This window comes from Vibrio sp. SS-MA-C1-2, from assembly GCF_021513135.1.
Lineage (GTDB): Bacteria > Pseudomonadota > Gammaproteobacteria > Enterobacterales > Vibrionaceae.
On sequence record NZ_CP090980.1, the window covers coordinates 320,450 to 345,430 of the forward strand.

At 40.4% G+C, this 24,981-nt stretch carries 13 protein-coding genes; 5 read left to right on the forward strand and 8 right to left on the reverse strand.

The window, feature by feature from the left end:
* The first annotated feature begins 345 nt into the window (after positions 1 to 345).
* Positions 346 to 3,384, forward strand: coding sequence for a heavy metal translocating P-type ATPase (locus L0B53_RS01510; protein WP_235059545.1), 3,039 nt, complete (start codon positions 346 to 348; stop codon positions 3,382 to 3,384).
* A gap of 268 nt (positions 3,385 to 3,652) precedes the next feature.
* Here the strand turns inward: L0B53_RS01510 and L0B53_RS01515 are convergent, their stop codons facing one another.
* The 6 genes from L0B53_RS01515 to L0B53_RS01540 form a co-directional block, all read right to left on the reverse strand.
* Positions 3,653 to 3,907 carry a hypothetical protein gene (locus tag L0B53_RS01515; protein ID WP_235059546.1) on the reverse strand — a complete coding sequence of 85 codons (255 nt, stop codon included), beginning with the start codon at positions 3,905 to 3,907 and terminating at the stop codon, positions 3,653 to 3,655.
* A gap of 5 nt (positions 3,908 to 3,912) precedes the next feature.
* Positions 3,913 to 6,771: a hypothetical protein gene (locus L0B53_RS01520; RefSeq protein WP_235059547.1), complete on the reverse strand. Its 2,859-nt coding sequence runs from the start codon at positions 6,769 to 6,771 to the stop codon at positions 3,913 to 3,915.
* 12 nt (positions 6,772 to 6,783) lie between these two features.
* The gene (locus L0B53_RS01525) at positions 6,784 to 7,359 is read right to left on the reverse strand and encodes an OmpA family protein (protein ID WP_235059548.1); all 576 of its coding nucleotides are present in this window, start codon (positions 7,357 to 7,359) and stop codon (positions 6,784 to 6,786) included.
* Positions 7,360 to 7,374: 15 nt separating this feature from the next.
* On the reverse strand, positions 7,375 to 14,073 hold the full coding sequence (locus tag L0B53_RS01530; protein ID WP_235059549.1) for a hypothetical protein: 6,699 nt from the start codon (positions 14,071 to 14,073) through the stop codon (positions 7,375 to 7,377).
* Positions 14,074 to 14,696: 623 nt separating this feature from the next.
* Entirely contained in the window at positions 14,697 to 17,858 is a 3,162-nt protein-coding gene (locus L0B53_RS01535) for a DUF11 domain-containing protein (RefSeq protein WP_235059550.1), read from the reverse strand.
* 257 nt (positions 17,859 to 18,115) lie between these two features.
* Positions 18,116 to 18,607: a hypothetical protein gene (locus L0B53_RS01540; RefSeq protein ID WP_235059551.1), complete on the reverse strand. Its 492-nt coding sequence runs from the start codon at positions 18,605 to 18,607 to the stop codon at positions 18,116 to 18,118.
* 449 nt (positions 18,608 to 19,056) lie between these two features.
* Here L0B53_RS01540 and L0B53_RS01545 point away from each other — a divergent pair, with 449 nt between their 5' ends.
* Together L0B53_RS01545 and L0B53_RS01550 are read left to right on the forward strand one after the other, a co-directional pair.
* A complete protein-coding gene (locus L0B53_RS01545; RefSeq protein WP_235059552.1) occupies positions 19,057 to 20,010 on the forward strand; it encodes a transposase in 954 nt (317 codons plus the stop codon).
* Between the two features lie 249 nt (positions 20,011 to 20,259).
* Positions 20,260 to 20,784 (forward strand): NADPH-dependent FMN reductase, encoded by a 525-nt coding sequence (locus L0B53_RS01550; protein ID WP_235059553.1) that lies wholly within the window; start codon positions 20,260 to 20,262, stop codon positions 20,782 to 20,784.
* Positions 20,785 to 20,856: 72 nt separating this feature from the next.
* Here L0B53_RS01550 and L0B53_RS01555 read toward each other — a convergent pair whose 3' ends face one another.
* Positions 20,857 to 21,294 carry a DUF3859 domain-containing protein gene (locus L0B53_RS01555; protein WP_235059554.1) on the reverse strand — a complete coding sequence of 146 codons (438 nt, stop codon included), beginning with the start codon at positions 21,292 to 21,294 and terminating at the stop codon, positions 20,857 to 20,859.
* A gap of 310 nt (positions 21,295 to 21,604) precedes the next feature.
* On the opposite strand from L0B53_RS01555, the gene L0B53_RS01560 reads away from it, so the two are divergent.
* Positions 21,605 to 22,894: a DEAD/DEAH box helicase gene (locus tag L0B53_RS01560; protein WP_235059555.1), complete on the forward strand. Its 1,290-nt coding sequence runs from the start codon at positions 21,605 to 21,607 to the stop codon at positions 22,892 to 22,894.
* Between the two features lie 224 nt (positions 22,895 to 23,118).
* On the forward strand, positions 23,119 to 24,126 hold the full coding sequence (gene ltaE, locus L0B53_RS01565) for a low-specificity L-threonine aldolase (protein WP_235059737.1): 1,008 nt from the start codon (positions 23,119 to 23,121) through the stop codon (positions 24,124 to 24,126).
* Positions 24,127 to 24,338: 212 nt separating this feature from the next.
* Here ltaE and L0B53_RS01570 read toward each other — a convergent pair whose 3' ends face one another.
* Complete coding sequence (locus tag L0B53_RS01570; RefSeq protein WP_235059556.1) at positions 24,339 to 24,872, reverse strand: hypothetical protein; 534 nt, start codon at positions 24,870 to 24,872, stop codon at positions 24,339 to 24,341.
* Positions 24,873 to 24,981: the final 109 nt, after the last annotated feature.

The following is a 24,981-nucleotide window of genomic DNA, read 5'->3' on the forward strand; positions in this document are numbered from 1 at the left end:
CACGACTTCGCTTATCATCATTACCCATAAATGAAACCAGAAGTAAAATAGGAACAGATAATGAGTTGTTGTAATAAAGCGCCGAATGGCGGTTCAAATGATATTGGCTTAATGTTAAAAGTCGTTGGCTCTATGCTCGTGATCATGTTGATTTTAATGCTACTATTTGGCTAATTACGTTAATCTTTAATTTATTTTCAGCCATTATTATTATAAACCTAGTCTAGCGACTTCAAGTATGAAAGGTATAGGGATATTAATGGCTGATATCATGTAAAATAACCCAATGAATAATAAATGGAATCAGACTAAAAATAGATTTCATCAATATTTTGGAGACTCGAAATGAGTACTGTTGAACTACAATTACGTGGACTTTCATGCCAACGTTGCGTAAAAAAAGTCACCGATCTAGTGACAACACTCCCAACCACTGAATTAATTGAGATCAGTAAAGAAAAATTACGACTCAATAGCGAACTTGCAACCCGTGAGATCATCTCGCAAATTGAAACATTGAAGTTTCAGGCTGGATGGACATACCATTTTAAACTCACTGGATTAAGCTGCAAAAAATGTGTCGCGAAGTTAACCGCTCAATTAGAGATGTTCAATACCTCAGAAGCCAGCACCATTGAAATTATCGAACTAACTACCTCTGAGCTCACCATTTGGGCATCTCTAGATAGCCAAGAAATTATTCAAGCGGTAAATTCTGCAGGCTTTCATGCTAAAGAACAGGCGCATTACTCGCTGTCAGGTTTAAGTTGTGGCAAATGTGTCGCAAAAGTAAACGCCGTATTTGAAAATGATCCGGATATTGAGCAACGGACCGTAACAAAAACCGACTTAACGTTAATTTCATCCCTTTCTCATCAAACGGTTATTTCTCGGATCGAAGCGTTAAATTATCACGTCTATTTTATCTCATATTCTCAGCAGCAAGACGCTGACATATTGCAAGCACAAGCACAAGCACAAGCACAAGCACAAGCACAACAAACAGAACAAAAAACGGATAAAAGTGCAACCACCACAGACAAGAAAAAACCTGAAACAGAAACTAACACCAAAGCAGATACCCTCTATTTCAATATCAGTGGCATGAGTTGTGCAAGTTGTGTCGCCAGTGTAGAAAAAGCCTTTACCAAAGTGACAGGCGTCAAAAATGCCCGCGTTAACTTAGTCGAGCGAACCGCAGCGATCAATGCCGATCATATCGATGATGAGTTGATTCAACAGCTTATCACCTCAGTCAGTCAATCGGGATACAGCGCCACGCTGACACAGAACTTAAATAGTCAACAACAGCAACAGAAAGAAGCGATAGAGAAAGAGCTAAAACACCATAAACGTGCCGCTATCTGGGGAATAATTGCCGGAGGCCTGATGATGATTTGGGGCTTAAGCGGCGGTAATATGATGATCCGTAATATCAGCGATCAACTGATATGGGGGGTGATTGGGCTAATCTGTTTAGCAATTATGTCAACGGTCGGTAAGTACTTCTACCAAAATGCATGGAAAGCCTTAAAACATAAACATGCTACCATGGATACCCTTATCGCATTAGGGACAGGCGCAGCTTGGATCTATTCGGCGATTTTAGTGATTGCTCCAGAGATGTTCCCTGCCACTTCCCGTCATGTCTACTTTGAAGCCAGCGTGATGATTATCGGTTTGATCTCATTGGGTCATTATATTGAGACTTACTCCAAAGCCAAAATGACCAAATCATTACAAGCACTGGTCAAGCTACAACCGAAAACCGCCACGGTTATTGATAACGACAACAAAGAACAGCAACAACCGATCGCCTCAATTATTGAAGGTATGCGAGTTCGTGTGAAACCGGGAGAGCAGATTCCTGTCGATGGAACCGTACTTGAAGGACACTCCTATGTCGATGAGTCGATGCTAACCGGTGAACCACTGAGTGTTGCGAAAGAAGCAGGAAAGAAAGTCTCAACCGGCACCGTTAATGGCGATGGTAGCTTAATTATTGAAGCCAGCAGTGTTGGCAGCGATACCATGCTCGCGAAGATCATTGAGCTGGTTCGTGAAGCACAAAGCAGCAAACCCGCCATTGCTAAATTGGCAGATAAAATCTCCTCGGTCTTTGTGCCGATTGTCATTTTGATTGCGATAATCACCGGGATTATCTGGGCAATTTGGGGGCCAACGCCATCATCAAGTTATGTGTTGATCGTGGTCACTTCTGTCCTGATTATTGCCTGCCCTTGCGCCCTAGGTTTAGCGACCCCACTATCGATCACCGCAGGAATCGGTAACGCGGCTCAGATGGGGATTTTAATTCGTGACGCCAATGTCTTACAGACTGCAAGTAAAATAGATACTTTAGTCTTTGATAAAACCGGCACATTAACCAAAGGTAAACCGACGGTACAGAACATGACGGTATTCGATCAACAGTTAACCGAAGCACAACTGTTTGAACATATTTACGGCATAGAAAAAGGGTCGGAACACCCATTGGCGAAGGCGATCTGCCAATATGCGGAACAGCAAAAAATTAAAGCCAGCTCTCTAATCTCGTTTAATAACTTACGAGGTCAGGGTGTTGAAGCAACAATCGCGAAGACTAATATCGATACTAATATAGATACCGATTCCGATAATCATGCAATCAACCATTCTGTCACTGCAAACGATAACTGGTTAGTGGGTTCGATCGGATTAATGAACTCACGGGCTATCGATTTAACGGAGACAACCCCGAAACTGACGCAATATACAGAGCAAGCATGGACTCCTATTTTAGCGGCTAAAAATGGTAAAATAGCCGGTATTATTGCGGTTTCAGACCCGATAAAAGACGATGCAGCAGACGCGGTACAGAAGATAAAAAGCCAAGGTTTACGCGTGGTAATGTTAACGGGAGATAACCAAACCGTCGCTAAAAAAATTGCCGCCATTATTGGTGTCGATGAGATTATCGCAGAAGTATTACCCGACCAAAAAGCACAACATATTCAAGCCCTCCAACAAAAAGGGTATAAAGTGGCGATGGTGGGAGATGGAATCAACGATGCCCCAGCGTTAGCGTCTGCCGATGTTGGCATAGCCATGGGAAGTGGTTCAGATGTGGCGATAGAGAATGCACAAATGACGCTACTTAACTCATCCCCAACGTCGGTTGTGGATATGGTGGCACTGTCGAAAGCGACAATGACCAATATTCATCAAAATCTGTTCTGGGCGTTTATGTATAACACACTGATGATCCCGATTGCCGCCGGTATTCTATTTCCTGTATTTGGGATTTTACTTAGCCCTGTCTTTGGTAGTGTCGCCATGGCGCTCTCTTCCATCACGGTCGTACTCAATGCTAACCGTTTAAGAGGATTTAAAGTTAAGCATTAATAAATGGTTCGAGCAGAAAATTAGAATAATCAGGGTATATATACCTAAAATAATTGGAGTTGCTAGTAGGCGGCAAGTGAATGAGGCCCCATGAGTATAGGTTTTCTATATTCATGGGGCGAACGAAGACAGCCATTCTTGTTATAAACCTAGCCTAGCAACTTCAAGTATGAAGGGTATAGTAACTTCAAGCTTGAATCTGCGAAGTATGAAGGGTATATACCAACAACAACGCCATGATCAGCTTGAAGTATGAAGGAGATATGAGTTATTCCACCTCTAACATAAATGTTAATGTGACAACTTCTCCGGGAGCGACGGGACTGCTAACAAGGCCTGTAATTTGACCACTGCCACTGCGACCACCATTGATACTGCCTTGCGGGTGAGAAATGGATGGCAACCCATTTTCACTGCGGAAGAAGGTATAATCGGGCGCAAGATCCATGATTTTGACGTTATACGCATCATCGATGGCTGTGTTTGCTGCATTTAGCTGATAGATAACACACTGTTTGGGCATAATGTTTAGCCCTGTTTTAACAAAAGCCCCCCCTCTATTTTTCCATCACAGTTTGCATCTAAGCCTTGTAGCTTTTCTATCCGCATATTGGTATTACTTAATACCGTGACATCCGTCACGCTTGGAGCGCTACAATCAGCAGTGAGGACAGGGTTTAATTGGTTAGCCGTGATAGTGGCTGTATTCACCGTACCTACAGGGGTTTGAGTTCTGGTCATGGTACTGACCCATAATACCTTTGAACTGTGAGCTGGAATCGTAAGACTCCCCGATGGTGATCCCTGATAAGCGATCAATGTGTCGGTTCCATCAAACTCTTCATCTTTTCCTGAACTACCACTATCAAGATAAACCATTGAGTTAAAGAAGTTAACTTGATCCTCAACCAATGTGATTTTGAAATCGACGCTGGCATCAAGCGGATTGGTTAAGGTATGTTTATACATTATGGAGCCCCCTCCAAAGGCGGCACCTTTTTGGTCAGGTTGCAGTGTAAGGCACTTCACATTCTTAATCGAGACTTGGTCATATTTTGTATCTGATTGACCGGTAAGATGAGACGTTGCATTGAAGTAGATTGGATAATCACCATCATCGACACCATTAGGGATGGTAATGAAAGCTTTCACTTTGGCGCTCTGACCTTGAGCAAGAATCGGGATATCTGTTATTGTTTTACCTGCCCCATCTGTAAATTTAATCGTCCAACCAGCAGGAAGCGTTGTGGCGGGGAAACTATTCGTTGTGTTATAGAAGAGATCATAACCATCGGCAATACCCGAGGTGTTATTGACAAATAAAGTAAATGTCACTGTTGTTCCCTCTTCCGTGGTAATGGTAGTGACTGGCGAAGTAGTAATACCCGCACCTTTTCCACAGCTAAATCCATCATTCGGTGTCGAGTCTTCTTGATCACATTGAGCATCAGTTACTGCAAAGTTATTAGTTAAATCTACGCGACTTTCTTCAACCTGATACAAAATATCATTGACTGAGTTAGTCTGACTAGGATCACCCACAGATTGCGCCGATTTAGTCAGCGCAATAATTTCCTCATTAGTGGCATAACTATTTGGTAGCGTTAAAGCCGTAATAATTTGATAACCACAATACGCTTGAGGAGTATCACTACTGAGCACCTGATTATCTGGGCACTTTGGTGTTGTCGAATCAAGTTCACCATAACCTAGGATTGGCCCAGTATCGATAATGCCATCATTATTGGTGTCTAGCAGTGGTGTCACGCCATCACTTTTATAGAAGGCGACGATAGCACCTGCTGTTTTTAAGTCTGAGTGAAGACCAGTTACATAATCAAAAATTAAATTAATGGTGTCTGCTTGCGCACCGGTATTCCAAAAATAGTTACTGAACTTAACGGTTTGTCCTTGTTGGGCGCCATGAATGATCACATTATCAAAGTTGCTACCATCATCTGTAGTACATGTACTGCCACTGGCGTCACCACATGGGGTGATCTCGGTAGGCAAACGACATGAACCTGAAGATGAAGATGAAGATGAAGAACCCTGACAAGTACCTTGATCAATGCCTCCTCCATTATTGGCGATAACGCTATATTCACCAAGGACGACAAAAGGGACGGTGTTGGTTGTCATAGGCGAAGACCAATCAGGCCCCCCAAAACCGGAGGTATTAGCATAGGCATATGTTGCTTCATTATAAAGGATACCAGCCGGCGTCCCCTCTTCAATGACAATATCTGCACTAAATGTCGCAGAGTCTCCTGCCTTTAAGCCATCAAGTGTCAATATTAATGAATTATCACCGTGATTAAAAGTTGCGTCAAAATTACTCTCATGATAGTCACTATTCGTATCATCTATTTTCCCTTGAATATTGATGTTTCCAGTAGGTGAAGGCTTGTGTTCATTCATAACGATTGGAAGATCAACACCATTGATTGCCCATTTAATATGTGCTCCGGATGATGGTTCGCCATCTATGACTGGATTTAATTGCATACCCGATGGAAGATAATCCATAATATACACATTGGATGGGGCTGATGTCCCAATAAAATCAATAAAGTCTACAGTTGATACATTTGTATAAGTAAACATTAAGCGATAACGCTCGCCACTCCCAGAAACACCTATGGCTGGAGTAATTGACTTGCTAACATAAATCATTGCCGTATTGAGTATATTTAATTCTGTTTGAGCGGAATCAAAAATGTTCGTATCAGTCTCACTGGTCGCCGTTAATTGGTATTTCTCCACCCCTGAATTGCTATTACTGAGCACATTCATGACAAGATTGGCTTTTTCACCAGGAGCAAGAGGACCAAAATTTAACGACGTAGCCGCCCCTCCAGCACAACTTAACAAAGGGCTATTTTTATCATCAGGGAGGCCATCACTATTTATATCACGGTAAAGTATTGCCGTTGAGATAAAAACAGGCATATCTTCACAAAGAATCGTATAACTATCGCTAGTATTACCTAAATTCTGAATCGAGTGAGGAATAGAGACTTCTGTATTACCTCCGAATCCCCCGTTGGCTGGAATATGATAATAACTCGCACCATCATTTGTCACCTCGACACCATATACTTCTTGAATCTCTGTAATAACAATATTGGATTCTATCTGATGAGCAATATCCGCACTGTCGATGTAGGTTGCCGCAGCTTGGTTTTTGATCATAGTGCCGGCTGGTAATGCCGCTTGAGCCATAAAAGAGAAGATCAGCAACGCCATCACTAACAGCGAAGTCATCAAGGGAGAGATCCTATTCCCGACTCGCTTAGCTTGAAAATGAGCAGAGGGTAAACGATCAGATTGCAAGCAACGGGACAATAAGCTGGCAGTTAATGGATTTTGGCTATTTAACATCATTTTACTCCCTGCTTATTTAATTCGTTGATTAACGTTTGATTGTTCACGGTTAACTTGATTAAAGTCGGTCAATAGCAACTGAACGCGGCGATGGTTAGCGTAGTCAGCAACCTTCCCCGCTTGCTTAATGGGATAACGTTCTCCTGCTGCCATGGTTTGAATACGATGGGATGCAATCCCTTGCTGAGTCAGATACTGGCCGACGTGGGTTGCTCGTTGCAGTGACAGTTTATCGTTATAACTGCGATCGCCTCGGGCATCGGCGTAACCGATCACCATAATGCTGCTCTCTGGGTATTTTTTTAGTTCAGCGACATACCGATTGAGCTGCTGTTTATCTTGTTGATCAAGTTCTGCCTGATTCAGCTCAAAAAAGATCCCTTCTGGCCATTCGGGTTTTGCTGGCACTTTTACCGCTGGTGCTTTAATCGGTATCAACTCTGTCGTAACATTTGAAACAATCTGTTTTGCTTGAGAGTCCACCACACAGACCCCTGTGTCGTATTTCGCGTAAATTTTCTCTGTTGAACTACAGCCTGTAAGCATGAGTGAAAATAGTGCGATTGTGAGTGTTGTTTTATTCATCATCTTAAATTCCCTTTTTTACTCTGCTAACCAGTCAAACATCTGCTCATCAAACTTAAACATTAAGTTGATGTATCCCCCATCGAGGTTGTAGCCTTGTGGATCGAGATCGTCGTCATTAAATCCAACAAGGTTATAACCAATTCCGAGACGTAAATTCTTCATTAACAGGTAGTTAATCCCTGCTCCCGCAGAATAACGGACACTTTCAAAACCATCCGTTGCCAACACTCCGCCATGGATATCAAGATCCCAACGTTGATCTATGTTGTAGATAATTCGGCCATCGTAAATAGAGCTAACAGAGTCAACTTGTTTGAGTATTTCGGTATCTCGATAGCTCTCACTTTTCACCCCGACGCGTCCCGATAACGTGACGTTGTCGGTCAACTGATAGTTTTGATGGGTTGAGGCGATATGGACATCTCTCTCGGCGTCGTCGTCCTCTTTTTTCCACTCATACATGGCTAACATGTTGTAGCGATTATTGAGGCGAGGACGGTAAGCAAAACCAAGGCTAAAGTCATTGCTCCAACTGTCGTCACCATCTGCACGGTCAACATAGCGGAACTCTTCTCGAACCATCGCGCTCCAATCGATATTAATTCGCGTCACCCACGCCCCTGAAACGCCGTAATAATCTTGGCTTTCACCACTGCGATACTCGACACGGCTACTGGTTTTATAGTTATCGTGACGGGTGTCGGCTATTCCGACGGATGCCGCCCAACCATTCTCTAAACTCTTGTTATTGCCGCTATAGAGCACATGAACATACTCAAGGCTTGGATCTATCGATAGACCCGGCTCTAATTCGAAACGTCCTCGGTAGCCGTTGATCAACTCCAGTTCTCGTCCATCACTCACACCACGTTGTTTGAGTTCATTGTAGGTTTGACCACCACCGAGCCAATCAACTTCGATACCGGCTGAGAACTCATTGGTTGAACCACTGCCTAGCCCACTGATCCCTGACACAGAATCGACAAACTCATATTGAGCATAAACTTTGGCTTGATCATGAACCTGTAGATCCCCTCTCGCGCTGACTCGTTCTTTCTCGGCATCATCAAAACTTCGTTCATATTCAAGATCAACACGGCCTGATTTATCGAGAATATTAATATTACGACCTAAGCCGACAATCCCCGTAGCGAACTCTTCATTGCGATCTGAATTATTTGAGTACTCACTTTTGATATATCGGCTTCCCGCGGTCACATCCCACTCAGTACCAAACAGTGGTGTGGTAACGGTGGCACCAATACTTTGTTGGGTATCATCATCAACCAAATCTTTACTGTGATTACCATCGATATTTAAGGTCACGTTCGATCCAAGACGTTGGGTATGGTCAATACTTAACTCTTCTTGTCCTTTCATGATGCCTGAACCACTGTGATCGAAACCTTGTTCGGCATAGGCGTACTCAATGGCGGTATCCGCATTACGGCTCCAGTTATGCTTAATTCGGATTCGATACGCGTTACCTGATTCAAGATCATCAAGCTCTTGATCGGTCAGTTCTCGATCAGGATCGTTCTTTAATCCTGTATTTTTGATCTTGGCGAATGAGCCACTTAAGGTTGTTTTCGACCCTAACTCATAATCAAACCAAACACTGCCAATATCGTAACCTTCTGTTCGATGTTCATTGGTTTCATAACTGACACCAGCAAGCAGATCATCGGTAACACGATAGGTTAAGCGTCCACCCGCGAGGTTATATTTATCACCGCCATCTTCAACGTCATACGTCACTTGAACGGTAATCGGGTTAAACTCTTCATCGACACTTGGGATCGCATCGTTAAAGCGAATGGTTCCGTTGTAGTAATCTAAAACGTAGTCGGTATAACGAGAGAGTTCTTTCTTATCGATCACTAGCCCTCGGTTGTCACGGTCATAAGTAAAAATAGTGACGGTTTCTGAGTGGCGGACGATATCTTCTCGGGTATCTCCGTTGATGTCGTAGAACATCGCGGTTCCGTTACCATCAAAACGTGCGACTTTCAGTAAATCTTCAGGTTGTGCGCCATAGACTTGTATCCGAAGTTTATTATTATCGTATACGCCCATTAATCCATTCACGACTTGAGTCGACTGTCCGAGATCATAACTGTTGGCATCATCGCCGGTGTTGTAATCCCCCCACATCAAGAAGTGTCTATCGCGCTCAAGCTTGGCATAGAATTTACTGGTGCTGCGCGCTTCATAACCTCGAATACTGGCATCCCCGGCAATCGGGTAGTAGCTTTCTGGGTTTAGTTCGCGGAAGAAATCCTCATCGTCTTTATCGGTGTCGTAACTTAGGGTTAAGTAATTACCGCCCACAATTCGACCCTTCATAAAGATCGCAAAACGGTCGGAATAGTCCCACTCTCCATCTTGATAGCCTTCTAATTGGTTATCGGGAATGGTGCCCGTGATATCGGCAAATTTGGCACTTAAATTAGCCACACCGGTAACAAATAGCGGACGTTGATCGGCAATTTGATAAACAGTGGTTTCATCTTCCATGTCGTTATATTTTGCTGCAACTTGGATATTACCGGTCACTTCTGATGAGCGGAGGTAAACGGTCTTTTCACCGTCAGTCACACGAACTTGATGCCCCGTCTCTTGATCTTGAATATCAGGATCAAGCCAGACATTGCCTGCATCAGAATCTAACGTAATAAAGTGGGTGCCGCTCACGAGGTTATTATTGTTATCGTAAACACGAACCTTAAGTGGAACCACACTACGTCCCCCATCGGCTTTCAGGTTTTGATCGCTATCAGCGGTAATCGACACCCTAACTGGAGATAGCGGTCTGATAAAGGTTTCACTTAATAACACTCGTTCATTGTTGAACTGATCAACGGCTTTAATTTCGACTAGATTTTTGCCTGTTTTGAGTGGCACACCATACCAGCCAAGGATTTCAGCTCGTTCACGTTTATTTAATACCTGCTCACCTAAGCGATCTTCATTGACCTCTTCACCATTGAGGTAAAGTTTAGGCTTCATCCCCGATTTAACGACCGCGATAAAACGCCCATCAGCACGAGTTGGATCTGTCGGCCATAACCATGTTCCTTCGGCGGCTTGTTGACGGGTGATCTTTTTCGCTTCTTTTAATGGCAATGGAATGGAACGTTCGATTTTATTATCAATCGCAAAGCGTTTTTCTAATGGGATCCCTTCATAAATGGTCGGCACTATTTTGCCTTTGATTCGATATCCGGCTAAATCCCCTTCTAACTGTGTTAAACGCGTCTCTTCGGGACTAAAACCGATCCGTAAGCTGAATTTTTTCTCATCTAACTGATAGAGATAGGCCTCTTCTTGCAACGCTTTATCTAACTTATTGAGACGATTCATCATCGCTTTTTCTGTCCCTGCACCTAACTCAATTGCAAAGCCTGTAAATTGAGCGAGTTTCTTGGTTTCAGGATTTTCAACATTGACCTTTTGATCGCCAGGACCATACAGTACGGCATTGTTTAGATCACCGGTTGTCGGTGCAGTTTGGTTATTTTCTTCTAATGTGCCTTGGTAGTTCATCGCTTCATCTAATAACCAACTGCCATTAATATTGACGTTGCGCTCTTTAATTTCTGCCATGATCGCTTCGCTATTAGTGGCTGGACAATTAGCGGCAAAGTCGGCGCGGTGCATCTCCCCTATTCTTACATCAGCAAAACGAGAGCTTCCTTCCCCGGCATTTCGGGGGTCGAGGGGTTTGAGTTCCAGCCCTTCTGGCAAGCTATAAGGATCGGCTCGCAACACATGAACCCCGGGTTGAACGCCAAATAGCGAATACTGTCCGTTCTCATCGGTAATGACATAGTCACCGGTCTCTAGGTAGAGTTTAACGCCACCAATTGGCCACTCACCATCAGCTTGTTGACCATCACAATTTCCATCGAGGTAGACTTTACCAAAGATGATACTGCGATCGTTTAGCACGCCAGTTTGTCGGATATCGATACGGAAATTGGCCGTATTAGACTCAATAATCTCCTGACTATTTCCAACTGAAGCAGTGACATAGGCTGAGTTTATGCCATCGGATTCAATCGCGCCTGACGTGAGTTGTAATAGGTATTTCACCTCAACAGGTTCGCCAATTTTTAGTTTTATGGCGTGACCTTGACCTGATAACTGATTGAGATCAAAGTGAAGTGAACCATCGCTCAGTTGAGTCGGGTCATCGACAGAGACGCTGTTGATGGTGGTCATTCCTTCGATATATTTAAAACCATAAGGAATGGCATCATAAAGATTGAGACGATAAAAGTCGCCAGCATCCATGTAATTATTGATGGTCACGGTGTAACGAACATAACTACCGATTTCAGCTTCTGAAAGGTCGGCGGTTTTCTCGATCAACAGTTGTCCTGAGCTGATGGTTGGATCAACGGGAATATCAAACTGTAACTCGCCATCATTAGGATAAAAAATACCAGACTCTTGTTGACCCATCGGGCCATCTTTACCGTAAGAGGCGTCGGTGACATGATAATTAATAAAAGCATTCGGCTGTTTGATTTCTGTCGGCCAGCTATAGCTTTCACCATTGGCGACGTTAATGAAATATCCGTTATTATTGGTCTCTAATAGCGCTTCGGGATAAGGCACGGTGCCATCACTGGTTGAATTCACCGTCTCAAGTCGTATTGGTTCCGAATCTTTAACGTATTGATAGAACGTAACAGGAACATCAGCAACGGGTTCTTTTGATAAGGTATTAAAGACGCGCATTTGAGGGCTAACCCATGAGATATCTTCTAACAATAAGTTATATGAACCTTCTTGCTCTGGATCGCTCTCATAAACACGAACTAACAGCCGTTCATTAAACTTAGCGGAGATTTGGCAATCGGCATTGGTCAGATCGCCATCACCAAAGTTTAGATCTTCAGCGTCTAAATTAATGATCGCCCGCATAGAGTCAACGAGATCGTCGGTGGTGATATCTCCCGTATAAAATGGACTACCTGAAAGGCTACCTAAACACTGCGCACCGCCACGGGTTGATTTAATGGCTCGACTCTTTTTGGTCATGGTCGACGGATCCTCATTCGGTATTCCCGACGAGTTCACTTTGACATGAGAAGGGGCAACGGTTTTAAAAATCCCCGTATTTGGCCCAGTCTCTGCCATATACCAATAGATATACTCCCCACTTTCATTAATCAAACGAATAGGGAAGCCGGAATCTTTTGGCCCGATTAAATCGATCAATGCTCGGTTTTTATTGGCTCTTGGTAGATTGATTCTTGCATGGATACTGTCTTTTAATGGTTCGAAGCTACCACTGTCGGTATGGGTGTAATATTCGGTATCTTCAAAATGTTCATCATTACTGTAATCAATTTTGCGACGCGTTTGCACCAAGTTGGAATTAACCTTGGTAAAACTGATGGTTACCGCGGGCTGATCTAACGAACCGAGGGTATTACAGTAGTTATTACTGTAAATAGTTTTCCCTTGATTGCTGGGATCGTCTGTGTTGGCACTTCTCTCTCCAATATTGACTTCGGCCACTGAATTAACGACCAATTGTTGATCATGGAACGATTCATTAACTCTGGCGTTATAAGTAAAATGACCAAAGAAGTTAGGCTGGAAATAGGTTTTATTCACTAAAAAGCCAATTCGCTCTATAGGAGAATTGACGTTCTCTTTCCATGTATCATACCGATACCAGTCTAATTCTTGATTAGAAGGGTTAAGGCTGCTGCCTTGACGGTTTTTACCCACTAAAACGATACCACCAATAAAATCATTACTTGAGAGGGAGATCAGCCTTGGTGCATAATCGTCGATATTGACCATCTCTTCAATGGTGATGTTTGGTGGAACATCGGCGGTAATCAAAACCCCTGAAAGTTGTTTAACGTTTGAATCTTCAGAGTCATAAACGTTGTAGGGACCTTCGGTATAGTCGATCATTTGATTACCCGTATTTCGGTAGTCGACCCTGAAATCGATCTTATCACCTGGGTATAAAATAGTTTCACACAGGTGAGTTCCCTTTAGAGAGATATCGATATTACCCGCAGTATTAACGATCACTTTACTCCATGTTTCATCCGTGACCATCTTATCTTCTATCGAGGTTGTCACTGTGGAAAAGTAGTAGTTACTGCCATCAATTTGAGTGGGTGGAACATAGACAGAAAATAGGATTGGGAAGATCTCACCCGGCGCTAATCTAGGGGTGATATATTGACCTGAACTCTCTTTTTCTAATTCAACTTCTTCTGGCTCAAGTTGTCCATTTTGATTGTTATCAGAATAGATTTTAATTTTGTATGACGTTGAGCTAACATGCGACCCTAGTGAACCACTGTCACTCTCTGATGTGTTGAAAGTGTCGACGAGATAGCGATCTTTGACATTACCCCGATTGATCACTTGATGAGAAATATGTGTCTCATGACCAGGGGCCGTCACGGCAATCGTTGCTGGCGCCGCAGTGCTGTTATCGATCTCTTGATCTGGGGTTATTTCAACCCCCAAAATTTCACCTACCGTAAACTTAGCGGTATTGGAAAAGATATACTGATGAAAAAATCCTGTTTCACTATCGATATAACTGGCGGTTGCCTGATTATAAATCACTTGCCCCGGGGGCGTTAATGCAAACACATTACTTACCATAAGTAATAGCGCACCGATAACGATAGTGAAGTCCTTTAATATATGTTTTTTTTGCGCTGCCATGATCATCACACCATTAATTGGGTTAATGCCTAGCTATCCATGCAATAGAAAGCTGCTTTATGAAATTAAATTATTTTATTTTTTGTTTTTTGTTTTTTATTACTTACTTCTATTTAATTAAAGTGCCACTCAAAACACTTTAATTAAACAGAAATTAGTACGGCTCTAGGGTTAAATAGATGCTCTATGCTTTACTTATTCAATGTATAATTCTTAAATTATTACTAATTAAGCCAGAGTGTTGCTTTATTTTTCACTCTTTATTTTCACTACAATTTTTATTAATTTATTAATTTATTAATTTATTAATTTATTAATTTATTAATTTATTAATTTTAATTATCACCCAACATAATTAACAACCCTAACTCATTAAAAATACAGGAAAATAAAACATGAGAAAATAAAGCCAACGACAGCTAGCGTTGTGATTCATTTAAGTTGCGGTTGGCTTTTTCTTATTTTTACTTTTACTTTTACTTTTACTTATAAAATATGAATTATGAATTATGAATTATGATTACAGTTTTATTCCCTGATTGAAGCTGCTGCCTTATTTTAAATGGGGCGACAGCTTCAATCTTTTGGGGGTTAAATTGAATTAATCCACTATTTCAGCTTGATTAATTAACCTTGACTTTAAACTCAACAGCCGCTTTATCACCAGGGATCATGGTGCCAATCACGAAGCCAACGGTTCCATCAATAAAGTCAGCATAAGAATATGGCGCTAAAGAACAAATATCCCCGATCTCAGTATCAATATCGCCACCAGCGGCGTGAGGGGTTTGACCAAATCCATCCGGATTATGCAGAGCTGTATTTTCTCCTGCTACCCCATTCAAGACACAAGCTCTTAATGTTCCGTCTACAAAGGTGGTAAATTCGGGGAGGTTATCCTGAATCACCACATTTTTAGCATTTTCGGTTCCGACATTCTTTGCAACCACACGCCAGATTGCACACTCGCCAGGTAAGATCGTGGTACTGTGATTGATTTGGAATGTAGTTGTGACATCTGTTGTTGCCCCACAATCCTTAGCCTTAGCTACGAACTTGAACAGTTTCAGTTTAACATCAGAGGTCACGACTGTGACTTTATCGATGGCAATATCATCGGAAGTCGTCGATGTTGTGACAGTGATGGTCGACTCGTTTGTCGCGCCTTCTTTAGCACTGGTTGGTGCAGTCACTTCGGCGACAATCGAGATCGTTTTTTTCGGCTCAAGGGTAAAGACTGGGTTTAACGCATTTGTTGCACAGTCTAAGTTAGTTGGGGAGGTATAAGTTACACCATCAATAATGATAGGATCAGTAAAAGTACACACTTCACTCAGCAGCACTTTAGTACCATCATCTAATACCACTTTAATTACGGTATTAAAATTATTGGCTGCTTCAGTATCAGCAACACCAATCGATATGGTATCGCTTGCAAAGCCGTTGTTGGTAATATCATGTTCAAACTCAACACGTCCACCTTGTTGGACTGAATTTTCAAGTTTGACTGGGCTAATAATGACATCAGGATCAAGTGTAACGGTAATGGCATCAATCTTGTAGTCGTTAATCGCATCTGCTGCACCCTCTCGAGCTGAAATGGCTGAGAATACGATATTTGTTGTATCTGCTGTGGCATCTTCTGGTACCGTAACATGAGCGGTATACGCAAATACATTATCTAGACCAGGCGCTGGACCGACAGGATCAATGATCTCTGTTTCTCCATCAATCACGACACCACGACTATCTTTAAAGACAACGACCCAACCTGCAGGGAGATCTTGAATAACTTTATCGGGTTTACCCTCCGCATCAAAAGATAAACCAGTATCAATACCATGTCCTAAGATATAGCTATCAGGCGTTGAGCTTTCGTTAGCAATAAAGAGGTCAAATATAACCGTCTCTCCCGGTACTGCTTGTTTAATTTTAGTAGCGTTCCCGGTTTCAGTTCCAGTTCCTGCTTTATCAGCATTTACTGGTGGTTCAACATCTTTATCACCAAAGCCTGTAGCTTGAGTTGAGTTAGCTAAATCAACACGCGCAGTGCTTTTAGTGATCTCCCCAAGGAATTCGTCTTTACCAGCTGATTCAATGCTTGGATCACTCACCGAAGTGATCTTGGTCGTTGCGGTTAAGTCTGTATCACCTACATGACCAAATGGTAACGTGACCATGACTCTAACCAGCATTTGGTTACAAGAAAAATCTATATTATCAATGGTTTGAACCGAACTATCTGTTGTTAAACAACTTGCAGATTGCATTGGTGCGGTATTACCGTTAAGCAGCGGAATCTCACCATTTGCATTCATATAAGACACTTTCGTATCTTCTGGGAAGCCTTGAGGGCCGATTGAAGGTGTACTCGGATGAGGATGATTACCTATATCAGTGGTTAAAATAAAGGCTTGTTCCGTGTTACTCAGGTTAGTAACAATGTTATAGAAGAAGAATTGAGAACCTTCTTCAGCTTCATCAACTGTCTGAATATTTGCAGTTGGATTGGTATCACCTACACCACCAGGGTCGCTAGCCGCTCCTTTATTTCCTGTATCGACAATCTCCCCATCAATGATAGACGTTAGGACATCTTCACCAAGGAAGTGATTATTAGATTCTGAACATTCAGCGGTTGTATAGTTGGTATTGGTGCTATCTGAATCATAACAACCGTAAGCGATATTGTTGATCCCCTCTTTTGGATTGATATCTAACGGATCAAAATCAACAGAGAAAGTAACGGTCATAGTTGTACCGGATTCTAAGATGAGATCTTTAGCACAAACACCGGCTACACTTGTCTCAGATTTACCATTTGAGTTGTAATCTTCGGCTGGAATTGAAATTGGCGTGAGGGGAGATAGAACACTAGATGTAATCGAACCTGCTTCATCTAATGTACATGCGGCTGCGTCAATATCTGCACCCAATGAACCATTGAAACTAGCACTAACAAAAGTTGTTCCCTCTGGTAATCCATCCACAAAAATAACATCAGATGCATCTGCCTGACCGACATTTCTAATCGTTACGGTATACTCGATTCGGTCAGTTCCCGTCACCGCACCACCATCTGGAATGAATGCCGCATCTTTAACAAGTTGTAGAATAGGCACATCACCAGCAACAACGTGAACCAGATCGTGGTTGCTTCCTTCACCACCTGAACTTGAATCAAGACCGTTATTGGGAGTAAGATCGTCAACGACAATACCAGGAGCACTTGTTGATGCATTAATAAACATACCGTATGTTGTATTAGCGGTTGTACCTGCTGTTGGAGCTTGAAGAAGAATATCTTTAGACTCACCTGGCGCCAGTTTAATGGATTGCGAAGCACCAGTACCAGCACAACTATACTCTGAGCCCAATTCATTAGAGTCAACTTGACCATTGCCATTTAGATCAAAGTAGGCCTTTGGAGTAAGACCAGTGACGGCACCACCTTCATCATGAGACCCACAGGACATTGAGTAAGTATCTAATACATTACCCTCATTGGTTAAAGTATGAACAGTTGTTGCCATTCCACCAATTGGTACTGAGACTACTCTATCCACACCGAGGCTAGCCGCATAAGCTTGTCCTACTGTAATTACCGCTTCATTAGAGGTTGCGGTGAACCCATTCCCGAGGGCATCTTCATAAGTTACTGTCGCCTGGTTGGTTATTTCTGTATCTGGCGGAGTACTTGCTGCATAAGCTAAACCTGAGAGGGAAGAAACCCCTAAGATTAAACCTGCTGCCCACGTAAGCTTCCATTTATTACGCGTTTCCATATCAATCACCTTATATTAGTAATATGAAATCATTAAAAAAGAATTGGTTTTATTATTTTTAAAATTCAAATAAGTCATCACCCTCCATGAAGTCAATTTTTATTTATACTTTGTTTCCGTACTTAGTTATTTTTTCTTTTTTAGTTACTTTTCTTTGTTATTTTACTTTGTTATTTTACTTAGTTACTTTTCTTAATTATTAATATGTTTAGCTATTAATATGTTTAGTTATTAATTAATATGTTTATTATAAATAATTAATTAACTTTAACTCGATAAGTAAATACTTGTTCTTCTCCCGCTTTTAATAACGCTTGAGTATTCCAGCGCAGGGCGTGATACTCTTCGGCAGAGATAATAACTTCCACTTCTTTACCATCTTTTACTTCTTTACGCTTTACTGGCTCAGATTCAAACGTTTTTTTGTTATCTATTGAGACGGTAAATTCTGAATCAACTTTGGTTCGGTTACTGTTTGCAACATAGGTGGTATTGGTTGGGATCGGCCCTGTAATCGCAAGGGATTTAAGATCACCCTCAGAGACATTGCTATAAACCAGTTGATATTCAATGATATCCCCCGGGAATGCCTCTTCGGCTGGTGAGCGAACCTCTTCACCACTGTTGTCCACCGTGACTCGATAAGCTTCTATAACACTATTTAGTTTTCCATCCGCTATGGCGCCGGTTGAAAATATTAATGAGCTTGAGATAAATAATGTAATAATAAATGATAATAATCTTTTCATATTGCAAACCTTATTGATATTGAAAGAATTAAATTTAGTTCACTATACCACTGAGAGGTTAAATTATATTCATGATGGGTTGCATTATAATTCTAAATAATATTTTTAAATTTAATAATAAGGTTAAAGATTGTTACGCTTTATTTCAGGGCATATTTCATTTCAGGACAGGCATGATTTTTATAATCTCATAACATGGGACAGGCACAAATTTATAATATTGGTCAGATAAAACATTCAATTTATATATAACTTATGCCTGTCCCATAACATTAGTTTAATAGCTAAAATCTTCTCGGATTAATAACAATCTTTTCTACTGCAACTACAAGTTGTTTCAACTATCTTAGGAACAAACTTCACAAATTCACTCCTATTGTCATGCATCACCAATGCTATTCAATGAAAATAGCAGTGGAATTCAACTATGAATGTATTAAGGAGAAATCATGACGACAGCAAGAAGTAAACAAATCTGCTTAGAAGCAACAAAATATTATCATTGCGTCTCTCGATGTGTTCGTCGCAGCTTTTTATGCGGAGAAGATGCTGTCACTCAAAAATCATTCGAACACCGCCGAGCTTTCATTGAATCAAGAATGAAGCAATTATCTGAGGTTTTTACTATAAAACTTTGTGCCTATTCGATAATGAGTAACCACTATCACTTAGTTTGCTGTATTGATGAGCAGGAAGCATTGCAGCTTAGCAACCTTGAAGTAATAAATCGATGGCTAAAACTGCATCACTCACCCACACTCATTACTAAATATGTAAGTGGTGATTTAAAAACTAAATTTGAAATGAAGCAGTGTGAAAAAATTATTCAAAGTTGGCGTAACCGTTTATATAGTCTGAGTTGGTATATGAAATCATTGAATGAATGGATTGCTACATTGGCAAATAAAGAAGATAGATGTACAGGGCATTTTTGGGAGGGACGATTTAAGTGTCAGGCACTATTGGATGATAATGCTTTAATTGCAGCAATGGCATATGTTGATTTAAACCCTGTTCGTGCAAGGGAAGTAAATTTACCTGAACAGTCGCGATACACATCAATTAAAACTCGAATTGATGCCATAAAAAATAATTTAAACTTACCAACGTTTTTGGCTGGATTTAAGACAAAAGTAAAAAAACGCCACATATTAAATTTTACTCTGAGCGATTATTTAAAGTTATTAGATTGGACAGGAAGGCAATATCGAGATGATAAATCAGGAAAAATTAATCATAAAGCGCCATCTATTTTAAATCGTATCAATATCAACATAGAGCAATGGATTTATCGTTGTCTTTATTTTGAAGAGAAAAATGCACATTTAATTGGATCGAAGAAAGATATTGATCAAGCTATCACGTTAATGGGGCGAAAGTATTCTTGTGGTTTAATTATCTAGAATATCTTCACTTCACATATCTTCTTTCACTTTAAGCCGTATTCATATTCTCTACAACGCCTACTTTCATTGTTCTTATTTATTTGGCTTTTATTGTTCTTAAAATACGAACAGTTACTTCGTAAAGTTGCTATTTATTCCTATAATTGACTGCTATATTATAAATCTAAATAAAGTATTTAAATGAGGACAGGCATCCATTTGCAACAAGACTCCTCAAAAATAATTAACTACAAATTAAGGTCTTATATGAAAATTTTAGCAATTGGTGCAAGCACAAGCACATCATCAATCAATCAGAAACTAGCAAGTTATGCTGCATCTTTAATTTCAGGTGCAACAGTGACTGTCCTTGATTTAAACCAATATGATATGCCTATTTTTAGCGAGCAATTAGAAAAAGAAGTTGGTCAACAACCAAACGCAAAGGCTTTTTTTGAAGAGTTAGGTAAATATGATGCCATTGTTATTTCATTTGCTGAACATAATGGTCATTATACTGCCGCATTCAAGAATATTTTTGATTGGACGACAAGAGTAAATCGCGAAGTTTATCAAAATATACCTACAATAATGCTTGCAACCTCACCGGGTCCGGGCGGTGCACAAAATGTCCTTGCTGCAGCAACTGGGTCTGCTCCATTTTTTGCAGGCAATGTAAAAGGTCAATTATCTGTTCCTAATTTTTACTCAAACTTTGATTTAGAAGAAAATAAAATAATAAATGCAGATATTGAAAAGGAACTACAAGAAACAATCAATAAACTACTGTAATTAAATTAATATTTTTGGCACATAGGCAATGTCTCATGTGCCAAAAACCCTACTTTTTCAAATTATTGTAAGTTAAAATCCACGTTGCTTCCAAAAATTAGCTTCATCAGCTGCAACAACATCAAAGGTTTTTTCCGCAATGAGTTTTCCATTAAGCTCTAAGGTCATTCTCCATTTTCCAATATTGCTATCAAATCCATTAATGGGATCTAGCAACTGGATTGTATCCCCTAAGTAAAAATCCCAATCATTACTACGAACATAAACTTCGCCATCAAATGGTGGAAGCACTTTTCCTTTCTTCCCTAACACTCCTGGGTGATAAATACAAAACTCGATTAATTCACCTTTTGCTTTCTTAATATTAACGGTAAGACCGAATTCTATATCTTCGTTAGCTGGAATTGTTGTTGTGAACTCAGTAATTTTTGGTAGTTGCTTAGATTTTGCATCCCAATGAGAATATATTCCATAAGATGTCATATCAATAATTGGGGTTCTTTTTGCCACGTTGAAGTCTCTACTTACTATCAATCAAGAAATTATAACTCAAATCAATAAGTAAATTAAGGACAGGCACTTATTAACGGATATATTTATGATTGATTAAATAAATTAAGCTATAAAGGTCAAATGATCATTTACACTTAAAATCCAATACAAATTGTGCCTGTCCCATATTCAAATCTACAGACAAACAATCTACATCGTCATAAAAATCTATAAAGCTTATAAATTGTGAGATAAATCACTCTATTTGCTTTATAATGGCAAACAATTCTAATTAAATTTAAGACTGTCTGTTTAAGGAGTCGGCTACATGTCATTTTCATCTCAAGGGTTTCACCCTGAACTCGTTAAAGCACTTGTTGAATGTGGTTACGAAAAACTCACACCTATTCAGCAAAAAGCGATTCCAATGGCACGTAAAGGCCACGATATTTTAGCGACGGCTCAAACAGGAACAGGGAAAACTGCTGCGTTTTCATTACCACTTATTCAACAGCTGCTTGATAATGAAAAACCTGCATCACGCAAAACAACGAGAGCTCTTATTTTAGCACCAACCCGTGAACTAGCAGCTCAAATTAGTCAGAATATTAAAGAGTTTGTTAAATATACCAACCTAAGTGTGACAGCGGTATATGGCGGAAATAAGATGTCATCACAAGTTCGTCAGTTAGAACTTGGTGTTGATATTTTAGTTGCAACCCCTGGCAGATTAGAAGAACACCTCCAAGAAGGAAATGTTTCAATCAACCAACTTGAGTTTTTAGTCTTTGATGAAGCTGATCGTATTCTGGATATGGGCTTTATTAATGCGGTTAGAAAAATCATGATGGAAGTTGAGAGTGCACCTCAAATTATGATGTTTTCTGCAACAACCTCAACTCAAATGAACCAGTTGGCTGTTGATATTCTTCGTAAACCAAAACGTATTATTGTTGATCGTGAAAATACTGCAGCGAAAACAGTTGCTCATGTTGTTTATCCTGTCGATCAAGAGAAAAAGACCGAACTTCTTTCTGAGTTAATTGGTCGAAAAAACTGGAAACAAGTTTTAGTTTTCGTGAACTATAAAGAAACTGCAAATGAAATAGTCAAAGAGCTAAAATTAGATGGTATTAAAGCTGTTTTATGCCATGGAGATAAAGGTCAAAGTGCTCGCCGTCGTGCCCTTACAGAATTTAAAGAAGGTAAAGCTCGCGTGATGGTTGCAACCGATGTTGCGGCACGAGGTTTAGATATTGAAGATCTTCCATTTGTTATTAATTACGATATGCCTTTCCTTGCTGAAGATTATGTCCACCGTATTGGTCGAACAGGTCGTGCAGGAAAGAGTGGTCATGCTGTTTCATTCGTTAACCGTGAAGAAGAATTGACGCTAGTTCAAGTTGAATCATTAATCCAACAACGAATTCGTCGCGTTGAACAACCAGGTTATGAACCGAAAAACCGTGATTCGTATATTTTGAAAATGAACAGTAAGCCTGCATTTAAAAACCGTCAAGGTCGTCGAAATAACATGGATAACCCTCAAGCAGATCAGGCATCAGCAGAACGCCGTTTAGCCATGATTAAACGTGTAAGAGATCGTCAAAAAAGTTAAATATAAACATCAGATTCAAAACTTACATACTATGCCTGTCCTTATTCCTAACATAGGACAGGCATACTTTTAAATTCAGTTTAAAACCATGCATGTCCTCGTTCAATATTTGTGCCTGTCCCAACTTTATATTAACCTCATTAAATTATGCCTGTCCTCATTTATCGAGATAATGTTATAGTAGAATCATGATCTTAATACTTAACATTTAGGAATATTCCATGATTGACTTTCGTTCAGACACTGTAACTCACCCAACTTCGGCTATGCGTGAAGCAATGGCTAAAGCTCCTGTCGGAGATGATGTGTATGGTGATGATCCTACTGTAAATGAGCTTGAGCTTTGGGCTGCTGAACGTCATGGTTTTGAAGCTGCTTTATTTACTTCATCGGGTACACAAGCCAATTTGCTTTCGATTATCAGTCACTGTCAACGAGGTGATGAATACTTATGTGGTCAAGAGGCTCATAACTATAAATATGAAGCGGGTGGTGCTGCGATTTTAGGATCTGTTCAACCACAGCCTATTGAGAATGCTGAGGATGGTTCTTTACCTTTTGAAAAATTAAAAAAAGCGATTAAACCTGATGATATTCACTTTGCACGAACTCGCCTATTAAGCTTAGAAAATACCATTGGCGGCAAAGTACTCCCTCTCTCTTATTTATCAGAAGCTCGTGAATTTGCTGATAAAAATCAATTAAAACTTCATTTAGATGGCGCAAGAGTATATAACGCAGCGACAGCATTGAATATAGATGTCAAAGAAATTGCACAATATTTTGACTCAATGACAGTCTGTTTATCTAAGGGTCTTGCTGCTCCGATTGGCTCACTGATTTTAGGCACTCATGAACTGATCAATGAGGCACGTCGTTGGAGAAAAATGGTTGGTGGCGGTATGCGTCAAGCGGGTATATTAGCTGCGGCTGGCAAACTAGCACTAACAGAGCAAGTGCCGTTATTAATTGAAGATCATAAAAATGCTAAATATTTGGCTGAAGAGTTAAACAAAATAGAACATTTTTCTATCGATCCGTCGTCAGTTCAAACCAATATCTTGTTTGCTGAAGTATCTGAAGAGTTAGATCAAGCACACTTATTAAATGAACTAAAAAAACAAAATATTTTAATTTCAGGCGGTAATCCTATGCGTTTCGTTACTCATAAGGATGTTGATCGTCAAGGAATTGATAAGTTACTCGCAGTTATTGACAATTTAGGTCATTGATAACTTATACCAAAAATAATTGGAGTTGCTAGTAGGCGGCAAGTGAGTGAGGCCCCCATGAGTATAGGTGTACTATATAATTGGGGCTAATGAGCGTAGCCAATAACCTAGCAACTTCAAGTAAGAAGGCTATAATCATAAAAAACCAAGTCATTCAATTTTCTTATGAATCACTTTTAAATAGAAAATGAAATGGCTTGGTTATTATTGAATTAATTGATACAACGGAAACGATAGTAAAGTTGATACTGATTAGTTTGTGGGATCTTTTTGCTGTATTCTTGAATTTTTTCCCAACCATCATTGCAAGCTTTATCCATTTCACTATAAAGCGCTTGAACGGCACTGTTAATCGTTGCTGTGGTATAGCTAGTTTCAATTAAATGTGAAACAGGGTTGGCATTCGTTGCTGTCTCTTTTGGAATTGAAGTTGTTGAAACCGCTGTAGCAGTTGTCGCTGCCGTTGCACTCTTAGTATTTGCTGTTTTAGGCGGAATCGTTGGTGTATCAAGTTGAGGGGCTGCTGTTTTCTGCTTATTCATTGCATCATTAAGCAGACCTGGATTATTTTCTTCATCACTCCAAACAACTAAACTCTTCCCCTGACTTTCATCAGAGAACGCGGCCATATTGTCGCCTGTTTCAAGAACATCAACAGCATAGACGGTATTTTCATCTGTACGACTAGTGGTATTACAACCGGCAAGTAATACTGTTCCAATTATGGTTACGACCACTCTATTCATAATCATCTCCCTTAAAAAAAGAGTAGCAGAAATCTGCTACTCACTGTTTTCTCTTGTTTTTAAAGTTTAGTTCAATTATTTATAAATTTGATCTAAAGGCAAAATAACC

What these genes read in the sequence shown, in the direction of transcription:
- L0B53_RS01510 (WP_235059545.1), top strand. Translation starts at nt 346, where the DNA reads ATGAGTACTGTTGAACTACAATTACGTGGACTTTCATGCCAACGTTGC.
- L0B53_RS01515 (WP_235059546.1), bottom strand. Translation starts at nt 3,907, where the DNA reads ATGCCCAAACAGTGTGTTATCTATCAGCTAAATGCAGCAAACACAGCC.
- L0B53_RS01520 (WP_235059547.1), bottom strand. Translation starts at nt 6,771, where the DNA reads ATGATGTTAAATAGCCAAAATCCATTAACTGCCAGCTTATTGTCCCGT.
- L0B53_RS01525 (WP_235059548.1), bottom strand. Translation starts at nt 7,359, where the DNA reads ATGATGAATAAAACAACACTCACAATCGCACTATTTTCACTCATGCTT.
- L0B53_RS01530 (WP_235059549.1), bottom strand. Translation starts at nt 14,073, where the DNA reads ATGGCAGCGCAAAAAAAACATATATTAAAGGACTTCACTATCGTTATC.
- L0B53_RS01535 (WP_235059550.1), bottom strand. Translation starts at nt 17,858, where the DNA reads ATGGAAACGCGTAATAAATGGAAGCTTACGTGGGCAGCAGGTTTAATC.
- L0B53_RS01540 (WP_235059551.1), bottom strand. Translation starts at nt 18,607, where the DNA reads ATGAAAAGATTATTATCATTTATTATTACATTATTTATCTCAAGCTCA.
- L0B53_RS01545 (WP_235059552.1), top strand. Translation starts at nt 19,057, where the DNA reads ATGACGACAGCAAGAAGTAAACAAATCTGCTTAGAAGCAACAAAATAT.
- L0B53_RS01550 (WP_235059553.1), top strand. Translation starts at nt 20,260, where the DNA reads ATGAAAATTTTAGCAATTGGTGCAAGCACAAGCACATCATCAATCAAT.
- L0B53_RS01560 (WP_235059555.1), top strand. Translation starts at nt 21,605, where the DNA reads ATGTCATTTTCATCTCAAGGGTTTCACCCTGAACTCGTTAAAGCACTT.
- L0B53_RS01570 (WP_235059556.1), bottom strand. Translation starts at nt 24,872, where the DNA reads ATGAATAGAGTGGTCGTAACCATAATTGGAACAGTATTACTTGCCGGT.